We start from the raw sequence: 19,051 nt of genomic DNA on the forward strand, positions 1-19,051 counted from the left end.
ACGCGGTTCTCGTTGGCGCGTGCGCGCTCGCCGTGTGGTGAGATCTGGCGCGAACCCGCCACCGTCAGATCGGATCGAGATGCCACGACGAAGTCTCCGAAGTGCCGTGACGTGCCTTTCGCTCAGCAGCCTCGTCGCGCTGAGCTTCCCCGCCGGCGCGGGCGCGGGCGTAGCCTTCGCGCCGAGCGTCAGCCTTCCGACGGGCACCGCGCCGAGTGCGGTCGCCAGCGCTGACGTCAACAGAGACTGGCGTCCGGATCTCATTACGGCCAACGACGTCGTCGGGGACGACGTGTCGGTGCTGGTGAGCGCGGGCGCGGGCGTGTTCGCACCCGCCACCAACTTCTCGTTCGGGGCGTCTCCCGTGGCGATCGCGGCCGGCGACTTCGACTGGGACAACCGGGTGGACCTCGTGACCGTCGACCGCGGGTCCGACACGGTGTCGGCGCGCAGAGGGATGGTCGGCGGAACGTTCGGCGCGCCGACCGTCATCCCGGTCGGCGCCGCCCCGGCTGGGCTCGTCCTCGGCGATGTCACAGGCAACGGCGCTGTGGACATCGTGACCGCCGACGCCGGTGCGAACACGGTGACGGTGGTGCGCGAGGTCTCAGGGAGCGGGTGGGACTCCCCGGTGGGCTTCCAGGTCGGTGCCACGCCCAGGTCGGTCGCCGCGGGCGACCTCGACGACGGCTACTACCGCGACCTCGTGACAGCCAACGCGGGTGGGAACTCCGTGTCTGTGCTGATGAACACGATGCCGTCCATGGCCGCGCCCATCACGTTCGCGCCAGCCGTCGACTATCCGGCGGGCAGCGCCCCAAGCGCGGTCGCCCTCGGGGACTTCGACCGCGATGGGCAGGTCGACATCGCGACGGCCAATCCGTCGACGAGCAGCGTCTCCGTGCTGCTGAACACCGGCAGCGGGTTCTCGGCGCCGACCAGCTTTTCCGTCGACGGCACGCCGCAGTCGATCGCGGTGGGGGACTTCAACAGCGACATGACGCAGGACATCGCGACCGGCAGCACCGCCGAGAGCACGGTGTCGGTGCTCGTGAGCGACCGAGCCGGCGGCTTCGCGGCCGCGCGCGTCTTCGGTGTCGGCGCCGCTCCGAAGGGGATCGCGGTCGGCGATTTCAACGCGGACGCCGCGACCGACATCGCGGTCGCCTCATCTGGCGCGAACGCCGTGTCGGTCCTGATGAGCAAGCCGGCCGCCGACCTGAGCAGTGCGTCGCTGACGTTCGGCACGGCCGGCGCGCCGGTCCCCCAGGGTGCGCTCAGCGGCACGCAGGGCGTGACGATCACCAACGACGGCGGGGTGTCGATGGCGATCGCGGGCTTCATGTTCGGCGGGGCGAACGCTGAGGACTTCCTCGTCTCCGCGGACACCTGTCGCGAGGCGCTCGCGCCGGACCGCAGCTGCACCGTGTGGGTGCGTTTCGTGCCGCAGGCCCAGGGCACCCGTGCGGCGACGCTGAACATCGTCTCCAACGATCCGGCGAACCCGTCGGTCCAGCTGCAGGGCTTCGCCGGTCCGCCGCAGGGCGGCGCGACCGGGCTGCAGGGGCCGAAGGGCGACGACGGCGACACCGGCCCGAAGGGCGACACCGGCGCGAAGGGCGATGCCGGCACGCCGGGCTCCAAGGGCGACGCCGGCGCGAACGGTGCGCGGGGCGACGCGGGCGCGTCGGGCGCCAAGGGAGACAGAGGCACCAAGGGCGACGCCGGCCCGCAGGGTCCGGCGGGCAAGGCCGGTCAGATCCGGCTCGTGACGTGCACGACCCGGACGGTCAGAGGCAGGAGAGTCCGCAGGTGCGAGACGAAGACGATCGAGGGAAGCACCAGCTTCACGACCGCCGCGACCGCTCGCGCGTCGTTGACGCGCGACGGCCGCGTGTACGCGACCGGCACCGCCAGCCGCTCCACGGGCCTGCGTCTGCGCACGCGCGGCGCGGTGCCTGCCGGCCGCTACACGCTCACGCTCCGCTACCGACAGGCGCGGCAGCAGATCACGGTGACCGCGAAGGTCACGCTCCGCTGAACCCCGAGCCGTCGCCCGCCGGCGCAGGTGCCGGCGGGTTGACGTGCTCGTGGTGGAAGCGCAGGGCGGCGAGCAGGTCGACCACGTGCGGGTCGTGCAGGCGGTAGTGGGCGTGGCGCCCACTGCGCCGCACCGACACGAGCCGGCCCTGGCGCAGCAGCCGCAGCTGGTGTGAGACGGCGCTCTGCGACAGCTCCGTCCGCTCGGCCAGCTCTTCGACGGTCAGCTCGCCGTCGAGCAGCGCCCACAGCAGCCGCAGGCGGCTGCCGGTCGCGAACGCGCGCATCGACTCCGCGAGGGCCTCGGCCTCGTCGTGGTCGAGCGGTCGTTGGGCCGGCGGGTGCTCGGAGGGAAGCGGCACGGGAAGGATGGTACCATCTGTGAAGACGTGTTCATACGTATAGATATTCACAGGAGGTGGTCCCGATGAGTCTCACGACGCCGGTCCGCGGACCGCTCGCGAACGCGACGTACCGACGGCTGTTCGGCGCGCAGGTGATCGCGCTCGTCGGCACCGGGCTGACGACCGTCGCGCTGACCCTGCTCGCCTACGACCTCGCGGGCGGCAACGCGGGCGCGGTCGTCGGCATCGCGCTCGCGCTGAAGATGGTCGTCTACGTCTTCGGCGCTCCGCTGATCACGACGCTGACCGCGCGGCTGCCACGCCGGCAGCTGCTTGTCGGGCTCGACGTGCTGCGCGCCGGCACCGTCGTGGCGATGCCGTTCGTCACCGAGGTCTGGCAGGTCTACGTGCTGATCGTGCTCGTCAACGCCGGCTCGGCCGGCTTCACGCCGACGTTCCAGGCGACGATCCCGGACGTCCTCACCGACGAGCCGACCTACACCCGCGCGCTCTCGCTCTCGCGCCTGGCGTACGAGCTGGAAGGGCTGCTGAGCCCCGCGCTCGCCGCCGTGATCCTCGGCTTCATGAGCTACGACGGCCTGTTCGCCGCGAACGGGTTCGCGTTCCTCGCCTCCGCCGCGCTCGTGCTCACCACCCGCCTGCCCGCCCGCCGTCCGGCGCCGGCCGCCGACTCGTGGTCCAAGCGGCTGACGTTCGGCATCCGCCGCTACCTCGCGACGCCGCGGCTGCGCGGCCTGCTCGCGCTCAACCTCGCGGTCGCCGCCGCCAGTGCGACCGTCGTCGTCAACACCGTCATCTACGTGCGCGACGTCTTCGGCCGCGACGCGGGCGACGTCGCCTGGGCGCTCGGCACCTCCGGCGCCGGCGCGATGATCGTCGCGCTCGCGTTGCCGCGGCTGCTCGACCGGATCCGCGACCGCTCCGTGATGCTCGCCGGCGGCGGGCTGCTGGTCGCGGGGCTCGGCGTCACCGCGCTGGTCGACGGCTTCGGCGCGCTGCTCGCCGTCTGGTTCGTGATCGGCGCCGGCCTCTCGCTCGTGCAGACGCCGGCCGGCCGGCTCGTCAACCGCTCCGGCGGACTGGACGAACGCCCCGCGCTGTTCGCCGCCCAGTTCTCGCTCTCGCACGCGGGCTGGCTGATCACCTACCCGATCGCTGGCGTCCTCGGCGTGACCCTCGGCCTCGCCGCGACGGCGTGGCTGCTCGCCGCGATTGCCGCGCTCGCCGTCGTCGCCGCCGCGTTGCTGTGGCCGGCACGGCGGGACGCGGGGTCAGCGCCGGGCGTACGTGATCGTCGCGACGCCGGCAAGGCAGACGAGCGCGCTCTTGTTCTCGCGCAGGCCGATCCAGACGAGGTACGCGCCGCCGATCTCCGCGAGCGCGGCAGCGAGGAACAGCGCGATCGAGCGGCCGGTCACGTCGCCGTCCTGCCGTAGGCCGCGGCGGCCGCGGCGGCCGCGCGCCGCGGCCATCGTGCGCCCGGCGATCGGCTCGCCGGGGCGCTACGGGCAGCGTCCGTAGCGTGCGCGCAGCGGGTCGGTGTCCGGCGTCGGGCGGGCGTCGGCGTTCGGGCGGCAGGTGAGCGGGCGACCCGACCGGGCGGGCGTGGGCGCGCCGCCGGCCTCGCTCGCGGAGATGGCGGTCAGCAGGCGCGAGACGGGATCGATCGGAGTGCCGAACAAGCGCACCTCGAAGTGCAGGTGGGGGCCGGTCGTGCGGCCGGTCGAGCCGACCCAGCCGAGCACGCTGCCGCCCGCGACCGACTGGCCGACGACCGCGCCGATCCGCGACATGTGCGCGTACCACGTCTCGAAGCCGAGCCGGTGGCGGACGACGACGAGGTTGCCGTAGCCGCCGTCGTTCCAGCCGGCGAACGCGACCGTGCCGCGGCCGGCGGCGCCGATCGGCGTGCCGGCCGCGACCGGGAAGTCGAGGCCGGTGTGGCGGCGGCCGCCGGGATAGCCGAAGCCGTCGCCTATCGGACCGGGGACCGGTCGCAGGAACGCGACCGGGCCGTCCGGCGCCGACGTCGGCGTCGTCGCGGTCAGGCGCTGCGTGCGCAGCGCGGCGAGCGTCGCGGGGCCGGCGACGCCGTCGACGCCGAGCGACGCCGCGCTCTGGAAGCGGCGGACCGCGTCGTCCGTGTTCGGCCCGAAGCTGCCGTCGAAGCCGCCCGGCCCGAAGCCGCGGCCGTGCAGCAGGAACTGGAGCGCCGCGACGTCCCAGCCCGTCAGCCCCGTCCGCAGCGGCCGGCTCCCGAGCGACGGCCGCCCGCGCCGCCCGAGCGCGCGCCGGGTCGCGGGGCCGGCGATGCCGTCGACGGCGAGGTTCCGGCGCGCCTGGATGCGGCGGACCGCGGCGAGCGTCCGCGGGCCGCTGATCCCGTCGATCGGGCCGGGCGAGGTCCCGGCCGCCCGCAGCCCGACCTGCAGCGCGGCGACCTGCGCGCTCGCGGCGGAGGCCGGCTGCGCCGCGAGCCCGAGCGCAAGCCCGGACCCGAGCGCAGCCACCAGCGCGGCGGCGGTGAATCCCATCAGCGCGAGTGCGCGGCCAGCACCCATCTGTCGAGGATCGCCACCGGCGGCCGTGCGGTAACCGCCGCGCGCCGCGCTGCACGCGTCCTTGCAGCGCGCGCCCGCCGGCCGTCCGCCTACCCGGGCGCGGCGGCCGGCTCTGGATCCGGCGCCGCTGAGGCGCGCAGGCGCAGCCCGACGATCGGGTAGATCGCCGTCGACAGGATCGCGGCCGCGACGAGGCCGGCGGCGGTCGAGGCGCGCATGTGGCCCTCCTCGACGGCGATCGTCGTGATCGCGACGACGAGCGGCAGCTCAGTCGCGGAGAAGAACGCGAGCGCCGCGCGGTCGCGCAGGTCGAGCACGCTGCGGTAGAGCAGCAGCGCCGGCACGCCGCGGACGACGAGGAACAGCGCCAGGAAGAGCGGCAGCTTGAGGAACTGGATCGGGTCGGCGGTCAGCGCGCCGATGTCGAGCTTGATGCCGCTGACGACGAAGAAGAACGGAATCAGGAAGCCGTAGCCGACCGCGGTCAGCTTCGACTCCAGCACCTCCACCTCGCGCCCTCTCAGCGCGAGCCGCAGGATGATCCCGGCGACGAAGCCGCCGAGCAGCAGGTCGAGGCCGAGCGACGCCGCGAGTGCCGCGAGCGCGAAGACCATCACGACGGCGAAGCGGATCGCGAGCTGGCTGCTCGTCTCCAGCGTGCGCTCGAAGACGTCCCACGCATGGCCGACCGAGCGCACCGCGAAGATCCCGGCGAGCACCGCGAGCAGCACGAACGCGAGCAGGATCGCGGCGTTGGCGGCCGCGCCCTTGGTCGAGAAGACGAGCGTGATCAGCAGGATCGGGCCGAACTCGCCCATCGCCCCGGCGCCGAGCAGGTAGGTGCCGAAGCGCGTCTTCAGCTCGCCCGCGTCGCTGAGGATCGGGATCAGCGTGCCGATCGCCGTCGTCGCCATCGCCGAGCCGACGAAGACGAGCGACAGCACGACGCCCGCCATCGCGAGCAGCCCGCCGAGCGCGTACGCGAGCAGCAGCGAGAGCGCCCAGCCGAGCGCGGCGAGCCGCAGCGGCTGACCGCGGATCCGCTGAAAGTCGATCTCGTAGCCGGCGAAGAAGAACAGCATGCCGAGGCCGAGGCTGGAGAAGAACTCGACGAAGTCGTCCGGCTCTGCCAGCCCCAGCAGCTCCGGGCCGATCACTATCCCGAGCGCGATCTCGAGGACCACGACGGGCACCAGGAAGCGTCTCGCGAGCATCCCGGCGGCGAGCGCGGCGACCGCCGCGGCGATCACGATCGCGAGAAACGATTCGCTGTCGACCGAGACCATCGCTCAATCCTCCCGCGGCTCGGTGCGCCCGCCAAGGCCGGTGTGGTCGGCGACCGTCGCCAGCTCGCGCTCGCCGTCGGGGAAGGAGCGCGCGACCGACGCGTCGAGCAGCGCGAGCTGGTGCTCGACCGCCGCTCGTCGCGGCGCCGGCACGCGCTCGAGCAGGCCCAGCAGCAGCGCCCGCAGCCGGCGCGCGACCTGGTGCGAGCCGGTGCCGTAGGAGCGGATCTCGGTCAGCGCGAGGTCGAGCAGCTCGACCCAGTCGGCGGCGGGGTAGACGACGCGCAGCTCGCCGCCGGCGTCGTGCAGCCGGCCGATGCCGAGGTCGCGTCCGGCGAGCCGGTGCAGCAGCGTCTCGAGTGTGTCGAGCGCCTGCACGGCGGTCGTCGGGTCGTTGACGGCGGGCGACAGCGCGCGCAGCGCGATGTCGACGATCGTGCGCAGCGCGAACGGCGGGTCCTGCGTGAACGTCCGCTCCTCGCTCACGATCATCGCGCGCGTCAGCTCGCGCTCGGAGATCGCCGCGCCGCCGTGCACGAGCAGCAGCGGCTCGCCGTTCCAGACGTACTCGCCGACGCGGATCGGCAGCTCGACGACCGCGCCGGCAGCGCCGGCAGCGTGCACGAGCCGCGGCATGTCGACCGCGGACAGCACGCCGTTGGTGCCGCGGTGGACGATCGGCTCGGCGCCGGGCAGCTGCAACGGCTGCGCGGCGGCGGTCGCGGCGTCGAGCCGCCGCGGGTAGACCTGGTCGATCGCGCGCTCGCAGCCGAGCCGCAGCTGGTCGTAGAGCCGTCGCGGGCGCAGCAGGTCGAGCAGCCGCGCGATCAGCAGGAAGAAGGCGATGATCGCGCCGACCAGCAGCGCCAGCGCGAGCGCGACGGTCAGGTTCGGCACCTGCTGGTCGCCGGGGCCGCCGACGTCGCCGAGCGAGACGAGCGCGTAGAGCGCCGGCGCGATGAAGATCCCGAGCGCGTGCTTGACGGCGGGGTCGCGACGGAAGCGCAGCACCAGCCGCGGCGAGTACTGGCCGGCGCCGAACTGCACGACGACGACCGCGACGGAGACGACCAGGCCCGTGAACGAGATCATCCCGCCGGCGACCGCCTGCAGGATGTCGCGCGCGCTGTCGGGCGCGAGCGACAGCCCGAACGGGCCGCCGCCGTCGCCCTCCAGCGCCGGGACGACCTTCCCCAGCACGAGCGCCGCGGCGACGTACGCCGACGGGATCACGATCCAGCTGCGGTCCAGCCACTCGCGCAGCCGGAAGCGCAATCCCCACGTCCGGGCGCGTACGGTCATCGCGCCCCTATTCGGCGGAAAGCGCGCGACGCCTGCCGCTCCCGTCACTCAGGCAGGCTCCCGCTGCCGCGCCTGCGCGCGCTCCTCGAAGCCCGTCTCCGGCGTCACGAGGATCGCGCCCTCGCCGGTCGCGTACGCCTCCTCGCCGTGCTGCACGATGTCCATCCCGATCGCCTCCTCGCGCTCGGTCGCGCGCAGCGGCGTCACGGCGCCGAGCAGCCGCAGCAGCACGTACGTCACGACGAACGCGTACGCGGGCGTCACGACTATCGCGATCGCCTGCCACGCGAGCTGCTCGGCGTCGCCGTAGAGCAGCCCGTCGCCGACGCCGTTCCACGACAGCTGCGCGAAGAAGCCGATGAAGAGGATCCCGAACAGGCCCGCGGTGCCGTGCGCGGCGAGCACGTCGAGCGTCTCGTCGACCCGCGTCCGCGTGCGCCAGACGATGATCGCGTAGCTCGGCAGCGCGGCGAGCGCGCCGAGCGCCATCGCCCAGCCGGGGCTGATGAAGCCGCCCGCCGGCGTGATCCCGACGCACCCGACGATGATCGCCGTCGCCGCGCCGATCGCGGTGATGTGGCGGCCGCGGACGAGGTCGAGCGCGAACCAGACGACGAGCGTGCACGCCGGCGCCAGCAGCGTGTTGGTGAACGCGAGCACGCTGGCGTTGCCGGTCGAGAAGCCGCTACCGCCGTTGAAGCCGAACCAGCCGAACCACAGCAGCCCCGCGCCGAGCAGCACGTAGACGGCATTGTGCGGGAGCAGCGCCTGGCGGCCGTAGTCCTTGCGCGCGCCGACGACGAGCGCCGCCGCGAGCGCGGAGAAGCCGGAGCCCATCTCGACCGGGATGCCGCCCGCGAAGTCAAGCGTGCCGTTCTCTTGCAGCCAGCCGCCGCCGAATGCCCAGTGCGCGAGCACGGCGTAGACGAGTATCGACCAGAGCGCGGCGAAGATCAGGAACGGCCCGAAGCGCATCCGCTCGACGACCGCGCCGGAGACGAGCGCGACGGTGATGATGCAGAAGGTCGCCTGGAACGCCATGAACAGCAGGTGCGGGATCGTCGTCCCGTCGCGCGGCTCGAACGTCACGCCGTTGAGGAATGCGTGGCCGAGGCCGCCGACGAAGCCGTTGCCCTCGTCGAACGCGAGCGAGTAGCCGACCGCCGCCCACATCACGACCGCGACCGCGATCGCCCCGACGGACATCATGAACGTGTTGAGCGTGTTCTTCGAGCGCACGAGGCCTGCGTAGAAGAGCCCGAGCGCGGGCGTCATCAGCAGCACGAGCGCCGTCGCCATCAGCATCCATGCGGTGTCGCCCGTATCGACCTGGGCGACCGCCGCCATCGTCGTGCCCATCACTTGTCGACGGGGGTGACGGCGGCGTGGTCGGTCTCGCCGGTGCGGATCCGGACGACCCGCTCGAGCGGCACGACGAAGATCTTGCCGTCGCCGACGTCGCCGGTCCGCCCGCCGCTGCAGAGCGCCTCGATCGTCTGGTCGACGAACGAGTCCGAGACGGCGATCTCGAAGCGGACCTTGTCGGCGAGGCCGATCTTCACGGTCGTGCCGCGGTAGGTCTCGACGCGGTCCAGCTCGCCGCCGTGGCCCTGCACCCGGCTCATCGAGACCCCGCGCACCTCGGCGCGGTAGAGGGCCTCCAGGACGTCGTTCGCCTTCTCCGGCCGCACGACGCCGATCACGAGCTTCACAGCTTTCCGCTCCTTCGTCGGTCCCCTTTTTGAGCGGGGCGAGCCTACCGGTACGCCAATGTGAGCGCGACGGTTCCCGCGAACGCGCCGAGCGTCCGTACGTGATTCCAGAGCGTCCAGTCGTGCGAGAACGCCGCCCATGTCCGGTCCGCGCCCGCGCTCGCCGAGCCGACTCTTGCGAGCGCGTCGTTGCGCGGCACGTTGCACGCGACGGTGATCGCGACGCTGACGAGGAACAGCGCGCTGCCGACGATCCGCAGCGTCGCGTCGCGCCCACCGTCGCCGAGCAGCGAGCCGACGATCAGGACGAGCGAGCCGAGCGCCGCGCTGAACACCGCGGTCATGAACCAGGCGTTCGGAGCGAAGCGGTTGATCGCGTTCATCGCGTCGATCGCGCGAGCGGGCGGCAGCGTGTCGAGTGCCCGCATCACGAACGTGCTGAACGCGAACAGGACGCCCGCCGTGAGGCCGGCGCCGAGCGCGGTGACGAGCGTCAGCCCGCGCAGCAGCTCCTCGCTCACGCCTCGGCCCTCACGACCGGTGCGTCCCACACGCCGCTCGCGGCCATCGCGCGCGCGTAGTCGGCGAAGTCGCGCGGCGGGCGGCCGAGCGCGCGCTGCACGCCGTCGGTCAGCGAGGAGTTGCGGCCGTCGAGCACCTCGGTGAAGAGGTAGCTGACGAGGCCGACGACCTCCGCCGGCTCGCCCGCCTCGGTCATGCCGGCGGCGAGCTGCTCCGGCGTGATCGGGACGTAGCGGATCTCGCGGCCGGTCGCGGCCGAGATCTCGGCCGCGACGTCGGCGAACGTCAGCAGGCGCGGTCCGGTCAGCTCGTAGATCTGGCCGACGTGGCCGTCCTCGGTCAGCGCGACGGCGGCGACCTCGGCGATGTCGTCGACGTCGACGAACGGCTCCGCGACGTCGCCGGCCGGCAGCGCCAGCTCGCCGGCGAGCACCGGCTCCAGCATGAAGCTCTCGCTGAAGTTCTGGTTGAACCAGCCCGCCCGCAGGCTCGTGAGGTCGGCGCCCGTCGCGCGGACGGCCTGCTCGGCGTGCTGGGCCTCGTCCTCGCCGCGGCCGGACAGCAGCACGAGCCGCCTGGCGCCCATTCTCACGGCCAGCTCGGCGAACGCGGTGACCGTCTCGGTCGCGCCCGGCACGGCGAGGTCGGGGTAGTAGGAGATGTAGACGGCGCCGACGCCGCGCAGCGCCGGCTCCCAGGTCGCGCGGTCCTCCCAGTCGAACGGCGTCGCGGCGCTGCGCGAGCCGAGTCGCGTCGGGACGCCGAGCGTGGCGAGCCGCTCGGCGACGCGGCTGCCGGTCTTGCCGGTGGCGCCGAGCACGAGCGTGGTCGTGTGGTCCTGCTCTGTACGGGTCATGAGACCAGTAAACGCCGCGGTCATGAGACGGTCCATAGCTGAGAATCGCCATTCCATGTGTGTGCGTCTACACTGGGCTGGATGGACGCGATCGCCGGACTGCTCGACGGACCGCGCGCACGGGGCGCGTTCCTGCTGCGCGCGATCATGGCCCCGCCGTGGTCGATGCGGATCGAGGACCGCGCGCCGCTGACGCTCGTCGCGCTCGTCGAGGGCGATGCGTGGGTCGTGCCCGACGGCGGCGACGCGGTGCGGCTGCGTCCCGGCGACGTCGCGATCGCGCGCGGCCCCGACCACTACACGATCGCGGACGATCCGGCGAGCGCGACGACCGTCGTCGTCGAACCCGGGCAGCGCTGCATGACGCTGTCGGGCGAGGATCTCGCGGAGCCGATGAGCCTCGGCGTCCGCACGTGGGGCAACAGCGCGAGCGGCCCGACGACGATGCTGATCGGCACCTACCAGCTGCCGGGCGAGATCAGCCAGCGGCTGCTCGCCGCGCTGCCGCCGCTGGTGGTGCTGCCCGCGGACGCGTGGGACAGCCCGCTGATCCCGCTGCTGCGCGACGAGATCGGCAAGGACGAGCCGGGCCAGGAGGCGCTGCTGGACCGGCTGCTGGACCTGCTGTTGATCGCCGTCCTGCGCGTCTGGTTCTCACGTCCGGAGGCCGATGCGCCCGGCTGGTACCGGGCGCAGAGCGACCCGGTCGTCGGCCGCGCGCTGAAGCTGCTGCAGAACAACCCCGCACACCCGTGGACGGTCGCGACGCTCGCGGCCGAGGTCGGGATCTCGCGCGCCGCGCTGGCACGCCGCTTCGCCGAGCTGGTCGGCGAGCCGCCGATGGCGTTCCTGACCGAGTGGCGGCTCGCGCTCGCCGCCGACCTGCTGCTGGAGCCCGACGCGACGATCGGCTCCGTCGCGCAGCAGGTCGGCTACGGCAGCTCGTTCGCGCTCAGCACCGCGTTCAAGCGCGTGCGCGGGACCAGCCCGCAGGCCCACCGCGTCGGCGCCACCCACCAGCTGCTCGAAGCGGAGGGCGCGCTGCGCCGCCGCACGTCGGCGGCGTAGGCCGGCGACCGGCGCGGCGGCTCAGTCGCGCGGAGGCAGCTGCTGGACGGCCCAGCCGTTGCCGTCGGGGTCTCTGAAGAAGGTGAACGAGCCCCAGGGGAACACCTGGACGTCGCTGACCTCGACGCCTCGGCCGGACAGCTCGGCGTGCGCGGCGTGGATGTCGGCGACGACCAGCTGGAGACCCTGGAGCGAGCCCGGAGCCGTGTCGACGATCCCCTTCCCGAGCGCGATCGAGCAGCCCGATCCCGGCGGCGTCAGCTGGACGAAGCGGACCTCGTCGCTGACGACGTGGTCGTGGTCGGCGTTGAAGCCGGCCTGCTCGGCGTAGAAGCGCTTGGCGCGGTCGACGTCGGAGACGGGAACCGCGACCAGCTCGAGCTTGAAGTCCATGTTGCGCTCTCCTGCCGTGAGGTTGACGTGATCACGTGGGTTACCCCGGACGGCCGCGCGTCTCACCCACCGGCCAGCGGCGAGCCGGCGAAGAAGAAGAACCAGATGTTGAAGACGAGCGCGCAGGCGGCGACGCTCAGCATCACGACGCGCTCGACGGCGTTGAAGCCGCGGCTCTCCGCGAGGTCCTCGTCGCGCTCGCCGCGCATGCTGCGCAGCCACGGCGAGGTCTGCCGCAGGCCCGCCGGCCGCCCGGCGGCGCGGTCGTAGGCGGCGCTCAGCCGGCCGAGCAGCAGGACGAGCGCCAAGACCGCCACCGCCAGCACGACCACCACGATCACGACGGCGCCCATGCTCAGTCGCGTCGTGCCGACGAACTGCGAGCCGACCCAGACCGACAGCAGCGGAGCGCCGGTCCAGATGTTCACGGCGACGACGGCCGCAGCGCCGGCGAGCGCGAGGCGCTTCACGCGGTTCATGTGGTTGTTCGGTGCGTGCTGCGTTCCGATCACCTTGAAAGTGTCGCGTCGGGGTGCCAGGACTGTATACGCTAGATAACGGAGCAGAAGCGGGTGCGGGGGAACGTGCCCGGTCTGAACGACCGCATGAGGAGGAGAAGTGACGCACGTACGCAAGGGGCGCGCGCGCTGGATCGTCGCTGCGCTGGCCGCGTTGATGGTGCTCGGGGGAGTCGCTGCGCCTGCTGGCGCGAACGGCGGGGACTCCGTCACCGTCATGACGCGCAACGTCTATCTCGGCGGCGACATCACACGGCCGCTGACCGCGATACAGGGGCTGCCGCCCGAACAGCAGGGGCCGGCCTTCGTGGCCGCCAACACGACGCTGCGGGCGATCGTCGACCAGACGAACTTCCCGCTGCGCTCGCAGCGGCTCGCGCATGAGATAGCGACGCTGAAGCCGGACCTCGTCGGCCTTCAGGAGGTCGCGCTGTGGCGCAGCGGACCGCTTGACGGCAGACCGGCGACGACGGTCGACTACGACTTCCTGCAGTCGCTGCTCGACGACCTCGCCGCGCTCGGCGAGCCGTACGACGTCGTCCACGTGCAGCAGGAGTCCGACGTCTCCGGGCCGGCTGTCCGCGCCGCCGGGCTGCAGAACATCCGCCTGACGATGCGCGACGTCGCGCTCAAGCGCGCGGGCGCCGGCGTCAGAGTGCTGGCGAGCGGCGGCGGCAACTACGCCGCGCGCATCCCGCTCGTCGTCGCGGGGCAGTCGCTGTCGTTCATCCGCGGCTACAACTGGGCCGACGTGCGCGTCGGGTCCAAGGAGTTCCGCTTCATCAACACGCACCTCGAGTCGCAGCTGTCCGACGTCGCCTACGCGCAGGCGGCCGAGCTGCTGGCGGGCGCGGCTGCGCCCGCGAGAAAGCCGGTCGTGGTCGTCTGCGACTGCAACTCGGATCCGCTCGACGCGAGCAGAAAGCCGGGCGAGAGATACGCCCACCAGGATCCGTACCTGCTGATCACAAGAACCGGCGGCTTCGCCGACGCGTGGCTGAGATTCGCGCCGGCCGCGCTCGGCTTCACGTCGGGGCTCAGCGAGCTGGTCAACGACACGCCGGCGCAGGCGTTTGCTGCGTTCGACCACCGCATCGACATGGTCTTCGGCCGTGATGCCGACGGCTCATCGCTGCCGGTCAACTGGGGTTGGGTGACGGGCCGCAACCCGCTCAACCGCACGCCGACCACGCCGATCGGACGGCTGTGGCCGTCCGATCACGCGGGCGTCGTGATCAACCTGCAGCCGTAGCGGAGGTGTCCGCGGCGCCGGCGAGCACGCCGGCGCCGCGCACCACCTCGTAGATCAGGTTCGTCTCAGCGTGCGCGACCGACGGGTGGCTGGCGAGGTGTTCGACGACGAACTCGCGCAGGTCGTGCGGGTCGGCGGCGGCGACGCGCAGCAGGTAGTCGTCCTCGCCGGTCATGTGGAACAGCGACAGCACGCCGGGGAGCGCGCGCACGTGCGCGGTGAAGCCCTCGATCTGCTCCCGCGAGTGGACCGACAGTCGCACGGCGATCATCGCCTGCAGCGGTCTGCCGAGCGCCGCGGGGTCGATCTCGGCGCGGAATCCGCGGATCACGCCGCGGTCGAGCAGGCCGCGGACGCGCGTGAGACAGGTCGACGGCGCGATCCCGACCGCCTGCGCGAGGCGGGCGTTGGAGATGCGCGCGTCGACGGCGAGCAGCGCGAGGATGCGGCGGTCGGTCGGGTCCAGCGCGGTCATGGCGGTGTTCGGCATCGTTCCGCAAAGCTAGCGGATCGACCGAAGATCCTTCGGGGAGATCGCCATTGGTGACATGATTGTTCGGAATTCAGGACGTACATCCGAACGGTAGCTATGGTGAAACGCATGATGAGCGCTTCCCGTACCAGCACACAGCCCGCCATCGCCGATTCGATCCTCGACGCGATCGGCGGCACGCCGCTGGTGCGCCTCGGGCGCTACGGAGCCGGGCTCACGCCCCAGCTCGTCGCGAAGGTCGAGTCGCTCAACCCCGGCGGCTCGATCAAGGACCGCGTCGCGGTCAAGCTGATCGAGGCCGCCGAGCGCGACGGCAGCCTTCAGCCCGGCGGCACGATCGTCGAGCCGACCTCGGGCAACACCGGCACCGGTCTCGCGATCGCGGCCCGCATCAAGGGCTACCGCGTGATCGCGGTGATGCCGGACAAGATGTCGCGCGAGAAGATCGACCTGCTGCGCGCCTACGGCGCCGAGGTCGTCGTCGCGCCGACCGACGTCGCCCCCGACTCGCCGCGCTCGTACTACCGCGTCGCCGACCGCCTCACCGAGGAGATCCCCGGCGCCTTCCAGCCCAACCAGTACTTCAACATGGCCAACCCGGCCGCCCACGAGGCGTCGACGGGCCCCGAGATCTGGGAGCAGAGCGGCGGGCGGATCACGCACCTCGTCGCGGGCGTCGGCACCGGCGGCACGATCACCGGCACCGCGCGCTACCTGCGCCGCATGAACCCGGACATCGAGGTCGTCGGCGCCGATCCGGAGGGCTCGATCTACTCCGGCGGCGAGGCGGCCGTGCGGCCGTACCTGGTCGAGGGCGTCGGCGAGGACTTCTGGCCGGAGACGTTCGACCCGAGCGTCGTCGACCGCTACGTCACGGTCAGCGACAGAGACTCGTTCCTCGCCGCGCGCCGGCTCGCGCACGTCGAGGGGATCCTCGCCGGCGGCTCCAGCGGCACCGCGCTGCACGCCGCGTTCGAGGTCGCGAAGGGGATCGACGACCCGCAGGCGATGGTCGTCGTCGTGTTGCCCGACGGCGGGCGCAGCTATCTCTCGAAGGTCTTCAACGACAGCTGGATGACCGAGCACGGCTTCCTCGAACGCAGCTCCGGCCAGCGCGTCGGCGACGTGCTGCGCGCCAAGCACGACAGCTCGCTGCCGCCGCTGGTGACCGTCCACACCCACCAGCGGGTGCAGGACGCGGTCTCGCTGCTGCACGAGCACGGCGTCTCGCAGCTGCCGGTCGTCTCCGCCCACGACCCGAGCGCGATCGTCGGCTCCGTCGGCGAGCGCGGCCTGCTCGCGCACGCGGTCTCGGACCCGACGCTGCTGTCCGCCGAGATCGTGGACGTGATGGAGCCGCCGCTGCCCGCGGTCGGCGCGACCGATCCGGTGCGCGACGCGGTCGCGCTGCTGACCGGCGAGCGCCAGGCGCTGCTCGTCGCCCAGGACGGCGTCCCGAAGGGGATCCTCACGCGCACGGACCTGCTCGAGGCGCTCGCCAGATGACGTCGTTCCAGACGCGGGCCGTCCACGCCGGCCTGGAGCCCGACCCGACGTACGGGTCGGTCATCCCCGCGATCCACCAGACCTCGACGTACCGCCAGTCGGCCGTCGGCGAGTTCGTCGGCGACTACGACTACGCGCGCTCGGCCAACCCGACCCGCTTCGCGCTGGAGCAGGCGCTCGGCGAGCTGGAGGGCGGCAGAGCGGTCGCCTTCTCCTCCGGCCTCGCCGCCGCCCACGCGCTGCTGGTCCATGTCGCCAGAACGGGCGACCACGTCGTGCTGCCGGCCGACCTCTACGGCGGCACGTTCCGGCTCGTCGACAAGGTGATGACGCAGTGGGGGCTGGAGTACACCCTGGTCGACCAGACCGACCTCGACGCGCTCGCCGCCGCGATCGTGCCCGCGACGAAGATCGTCTGGGTCGAGACGCCGACCAACCCGCTGCTCAACGTCGTCGACGTGCGCGGCGTCGTCGCGCACGCGGCCGCGGCCGGCCCGGCGCCGCTCGTCGTCGTCGACAACACGTTCGCGACGCCCGTCAACCAGCGGCCGCTGGAGCTGGGCGCCGACGCCGTCGTCCACTCCACGACGAAGTACCTCGGCGGGCACTCCGACGTCGTCGGCGGCGCAGTGATCGCGAGAGACGACGCGCTCTACGAGGGGATGCGCTTCGTCCAGAACGCGGTCGGCTCGGTCCCCGGGCCGTTCGACTCGTTCCTCGTCCACCGTGGACTGCGCACGCTCCCGCTGCGGATGAAGGCGCACGCCGAATCCGCCGCGGCGGTCGCGGAGTTCCTGCGCGCGACCCCCGGCGTCAGCGATGTGCGCTGGCCCGGCTTCAGCGGGATGGTCTCCTTCCGCCACGCCGACGCGATCGGGATCGCGCAGCGGACGAGGCTGTTCACGCTCGCGGAGTCGCTCGGCGGCGTCGAGTCGCTGATCGAGGTCCCGCAGGCGATGACGCACCAGTCCGTCGAGGGCTCCGACGCCGCCGTCCCGGCCGACCTCGTGCGGCTCTCGTGCGGGATCGAGGCGCCCGCGGACCTCGTCGCCGACCTGCGCGCCGCGATCGGCTGACCGCGGCGCCTCGGCGCTCAGAGGTCGGCCGGCACGCCGAGCTCCAGCCAGCGGACGCGCTCGGCCAGCTCGGGCGCGGCCGCGAACGCCGTCTCGGCGTCGGCGCGGCCCTCGCGGAAGTGCTTCCAACCCTCGTAGTGGATCGGGACGATCGTCCGCGGCTGCACGAGCCGGCTCAGCTCGACGGCTTCCTCGCCGTTGAGCGTGTAGCGCAGCGGGCCGCTGATGGGGAAGCGCACGCCGCCGAGGTGGAGCACGGCGGTGCCGACGTCGAGCCGTCTGGCGACCTCGCGGACGCCGTCGTAGAGGACCGTGTCGCCGGAGATCCACAGCACGCCCTCCTGCTGTCCCTCCCATCTCAGCGCGAACCCGACGACGTCGCCGACGATCGGGTGGCTGAGCGGCGGGCCGTGCCGGCAGGGGGTGGCGGTCACCTCGATCGGCGTGCGGCCGTCGCGCTCCAGCGTCGTGCTCGTCCACGGCGCCAGCCCGCGCGCACGGACGCCGTCGCCGCCGAGCCGGCGCGCGCCGGCCTGCGTCGTGAGGACCGTGCCGCAGGCCGGCAGCAGCGCGCGGCCGGCGGCGTCGAGGTTGTCCTCGTGGTGGTCGTGGCTGAGCAGCACGGCGTCGATCTCGCCGAGCTGGTCGGCCGCGATCGCGGGCTCCGTCAGCTTCTCGGAGCCAGTGCCCCAGCCGAAGCGATAGCTGCCGCCGGCGGGATCGAACGTCGGGTCGGTCAGCAGCCGCCAGCCGCCGACCTCGATGAGGGCGGTCGGGCCGCCGATGTGCGTGATGCGGACCATGCGGACGAACCTATCCGGATGGCACCGCACCACGCGCCGGTGCATCGGGTTACTTCATCGCCGCCTGGAGGTTCTCGTCGATCGCGGCGAGGAACTCCTGGGTGGTGAGGAACGGCTGGTCGGGGCCGACGAGCAGCGCCAGGTCCTTCGTCATCTTGCCGCTCTCGACCGTCTCGACGCAGACGCGCTCGAGCGTCTGCGCGAACTCGGTCACCTCGGGCGTGTCGTCCATGCGGCCACGGGCGGCGAGGCCGCGCGTCCAGGCGAAGATCGACGCGATCGGATTGGTCGACGTCGGCTTGCCCTGCTGGTGCTGCCGGTAGTGGCGCGTGACGGTGCCGTGGGCGGCCTCGGCCTCGACGGTCTTGCCGTCCGGCGTCGTCAGCACGGAGGTCATCAGGCCCAGGGAGCCGAAGCCCTGCGCGACGGTGTCCGACTGGACGTCGCCGTCGTAGTTCTTGCACGCCCAGACGTAGCCGCCCTCCCACTTCATCGCCGCGGCGACCATGTCGTCGATCAGGCGGTGCTCGTAGGTGATGCCGGCGGCGTCGAAGTCGGCCTTGAACTCGGCGTCGAAGACCTCCTGGAAGAGGTCCTTGAAGCGCCCGTCGTACTTCTTCATGATCGTGTTCTTGGTCGACAGGTAGACCGGGAAGCCGCGATCGAGGCCGTAGCGCATCGAGGCGCGCGCGAAGTCGCGGATCGAGTCGTCGACGTTGTACATCGCCATCGCGATGCCGCTGCTCTTGAAGTCGTAGACGTTCAGCTCGACGGGCTCGCCGCCGTTCTTGGGCGTGTAGGTCAGCGTCAGCGTGCCCTCACCCGGGATCAGCGTGTCGGTCGCGCGGTACTGGTCGCCGAAGGCGTGGCGGCCGATCACGATCGGCTTCGTCCAGCCTGGCACGAGGCGCGGGATGTTGGAGATCACGATCGGCTCGCGGAAGACGACGCCGCCGAGGATGTTGCGGATCGTGCCATTCGGCGAGCGGTACATCTCCTTCAGGCCGAACTCCTCGACGCGCCCCTCGTCGGGCGTGATCGTCGCGCACTTGACGCCGACGCCGTACTGCTTGATCGCGTTGGCCGCGTCGACCGTGATCTGGTCGTCGGTCGCGTCGCGGCTCTCGATGCCGAGGTCGTAGTACTTCAGGTCGACGTCGACGTAGGGGAGGATCAGCTGGTCCTTGATGAACTGCCAGATGATCCGCGTCATCTCGTCGCCGTCGAGCTCGACGACGGGGTTCTTCACCTTGATCTTCGCCATGGAAAAGGAGGTCCTTGTTCGGGTGCAGCGCAGG

The 19,051-nt window shown here is 72.3% G+C and carries 19 protein-coding genes and 1 pseudogene; 6 read left to right on the forward strand and 14 right to left on the reverse strand.

Going from position 1 to position 19,051, the window contains the following annotated elements:
- Positions 1-106: 106 nt before the first annotated feature.
- A complete protein-coding gene (locus tag CWOE_RS30185) occupies positions 107-2,041 on the forward strand; it encodes an FG-GAP-like repeat-containing protein (protein WP_012932379.1) in 1,935 nt (644 codons plus the stop codon).
- Here CWOE_RS30185 and CWOE_RS04470 read toward each other — a convergent pair.
- The gene (locus tag CWOE_RS04470) at positions 2,028-2,402 is read right to left on the reverse strand and encodes an ArsR/SmtB family transcription factor (protein ID WP_041730099.1); all 375 of its coding nucleotides are present in this window, start codon (positions 2,400-2,402) and stop codon (positions 2,028-2,030) included. The genes CWOE_RS30185 and CWOE_RS04470 overlap by 14 nt on opposite strands.
- A 65-nt stretch (positions 2,403-2,467) precedes the next feature.
- On the opposite strand from CWOE_RS04470, the pseudogene CWOE_RS04475 reads away from it, so the two are divergent.
- Positions 2,468-3,676, forward strand: a pseudogene (locus CWOE_RS04475) (MFS transporter); the annotation flags it as partial.
- Here the strand turns inward: CWOE_RS04475 and CWOE_RS34055 are convergent.
- The 8 genes from CWOE_RS34055 to CWOE_RS04510 form a co-directional block, all read right to left on the reverse strand.
- Complete coding sequence (locus CWOE_RS34055) at positions 3,677-3,877, reverse strand: YnfA family protein (RefSeq protein WP_236262233.1); 201 nt, start codon at positions 3,875-3,877, stop codon at positions 3,677-3,679.
- Between the two features lie 30 nt (positions 3,878-3,907).
- Positions 3,908-4,966 carry a peptidoglycan-binding protein gene (locus CWOE_RS30190; protein ID WP_012932382.1) on the reverse strand — a complete coding sequence of 353 codons (1,059 nt, stop codon included), beginning with the start codon at positions 4,964-4,966 and terminating at the stop codon, positions 3,908-3,910.
- Between the two features lie 89 nt (positions 4,967-5,055).
- On the reverse strand, positions 5,056-6,252 hold the full coding sequence (locus tag CWOE_RS04485; RefSeq protein ID WP_012932383.1) for a cation:proton antiporter: 1,197 nt from the start codon (positions 6,250-6,252) through the stop codon (positions 5,056-5,058).
- A 3-nt stretch (positions 6,253-6,255) separates the two neighbouring features.
- A complete protein-coding gene (locus CWOE_RS04490) occupies positions 6,256-7,554 on the reverse strand; it encodes a DUF2254 domain-containing protein (protein ID WP_012932384.1) in 1,299 nt (432 codons plus the stop codon).
- Between the two features lie 48 nt (positions 7,555-7,602).
- The gene (locus CWOE_RS04495) at positions 7,603-8,913 is read right to left on the reverse strand and encodes an ammonium transporter (protein ID WP_012932385.1); all 1,311 of its coding nucleotides are present in this window, start codon (positions 8,911-8,913) and stop codon (positions 7,603-7,605) included.
- Complete coding sequence (locus CWOE_RS04500) at positions 8,913-9,266, reverse strand: P-II family nitrogen regulator (protein WP_012932386.1); 354 nt, start codon at positions 9,264-9,266, stop codon at positions 8,913-8,915. Before CWOE_RS04500 ends, CWOE_RS04495 begins: the two co-directional genes overlap by 1 nt.
- 44 nt (positions 9,267-9,310) lie before the next feature.
- Complete coding sequence (locus CWOE_RS04505; protein WP_012932387.1) at positions 9,311-9,787, reverse strand: anthrone oxygenase family protein; 477 nt, start codon at positions 9,785-9,787, stop codon at positions 9,311-9,313.
- Positions 9,784-10,644 (reverse strand): NmrA family NAD(P)-binding protein, encoded by an 861-nt coding sequence (locus tag CWOE_RS04510; protein ID WP_041730103.1) that lies wholly within the window; start codon positions 10,642-10,644, stop codon positions 9,784-9,786. The genes CWOE_RS04505 and CWOE_RS04510 overlap by 4 nt, the downstream gene beginning before the upstream one ends.
- 81 nt (positions 10,645-10,725) lie before the next feature.
- Here CWOE_RS04510 and CWOE_RS04515 point away from each other — a divergent pair, with 81 nt between their 5' ends.
- Complete coding sequence (locus tag CWOE_RS04515; protein WP_012932389.1) at positions 10,726-11,712, forward strand: AraC family transcriptional regulator; 987 nt, start codon at positions 10,726-10,728, stop codon at positions 11,710-11,712.
- 21 nt (positions 11,713-11,733) lie between these two features.
- On the opposite strand, the gene CWOE_RS04520 is transcribed toward CWOE_RS04515, so the two are convergent.
- Positions 11,734-12,105, reverse strand: a complete 372-nt coding sequence (locus tag CWOE_RS04520; protein ID WP_012932390.1) for a glyoxalase superfamily protein — start codon at positions 12,103-12,105, stop codon at positions 11,734-11,736.
- A 62-nt stretch (positions 12,106-12,167) separates the two neighbouring features.
- Positions 12,168-12,617 (reverse strand): hypothetical protein, encoded by a 450-nt coding sequence (locus CWOE_RS04525; RefSeq protein ID WP_041730105.1) that lies wholly within the window; start codon positions 12,615-12,617, stop codon positions 12,168-12,170.
- A 106-nt stretch (positions 12,618-12,723) separates the two neighbouring features.
- Here CWOE_RS04525 and CWOE_RS30195 point away from each other — a divergent pair, with 106 nt between their 5' ends.
- On the forward strand, positions 12,724-13,875 hold the full coding sequence (locus CWOE_RS30195) for an endonuclease/exonuclease/phosphatase family protein (protein WP_012932392.1): 1,152 nt from the start codon (positions 12,724-12,726) through the stop codon (positions 13,873-13,875).
- Here CWOE_RS30195 and CWOE_RS04535 read toward each other — a convergent pair.
- Positions 13,859-14,365: an Lrp/AsnC family transcriptional regulator gene (locus tag CWOE_RS04535; RefSeq protein ID WP_012932393.1), complete on the reverse strand. Its 507-nt coding sequence runs from the start codon at positions 14,363-14,365 to the stop codon at positions 13,859-13,861. The two genes, CWOE_RS30195 and CWOE_RS04535, sit on opposite strands and share 17 nt — an antisense overlap.
- 114 nt (positions 14,366-14,479) lie before the next feature.
- Between CWOE_RS04535 and CWOE_RS04540 the strand changes: the two genes are divergently transcribed.
- Entirely contained in the window at positions 14,480-15,874 is a 1,395-nt protein-coding gene (locus CWOE_RS04540; RefSeq protein WP_236262238.1) for a cystathionine beta-synthase, read from the forward strand.
- Positions 15,871-16,950, forward strand: coding sequence for an aminotransferase class I/II-fold pyridoxal phosphate-dependent enzyme (locus CWOE_RS04545; RefSeq protein WP_012932395.1), 1,080 nt, complete (start codon positions 15,871-15,873; stop codon positions 16,948-16,950). Before CWOE_RS04540 ends, CWOE_RS04545 begins: the two co-directional genes overlap by 4 nt.
- 17 nt (positions 16,951-16,967) lie before the next feature.
- On the opposite strand, the gene CWOE_RS04550 is transcribed toward CWOE_RS04545, so the two are convergent.
- On the reverse strand, positions 16,968-17,753 hold the full coding sequence (locus tag CWOE_RS04550) for an MBL fold metallo-hydrolase (RefSeq protein ID WP_012932396.1): 786 nt from the start codon (positions 17,751-17,753) through the stop codon (positions 16,968-16,970).
- A 49-nt stretch (positions 17,754-17,802) separates the two neighbouring features.
- The gene (locus CWOE_RS04555) at positions 17,803-19,017 is read right to left on the reverse strand and encodes an NADP-dependent isocitrate dehydrogenase (RefSeq protein ID WP_012932397.1); all 1,215 of its coding nucleotides are present in this window, start codon (positions 19,015-19,017) and stop codon (positions 17,803-17,805) included.
- Positions 19,018-19,051: the final 34 nt, after the last annotated feature.

This window comes from Conexibacter woesei DSM 14684 (genome assembly GCF_000025265.1).
Classification (GTDB): Bacteria; Actinomycetota; Thermoleophilia; order Solirubrobacterales; family Solirubrobacteraceae; genus Conexibacter; species Conexibacter woesei.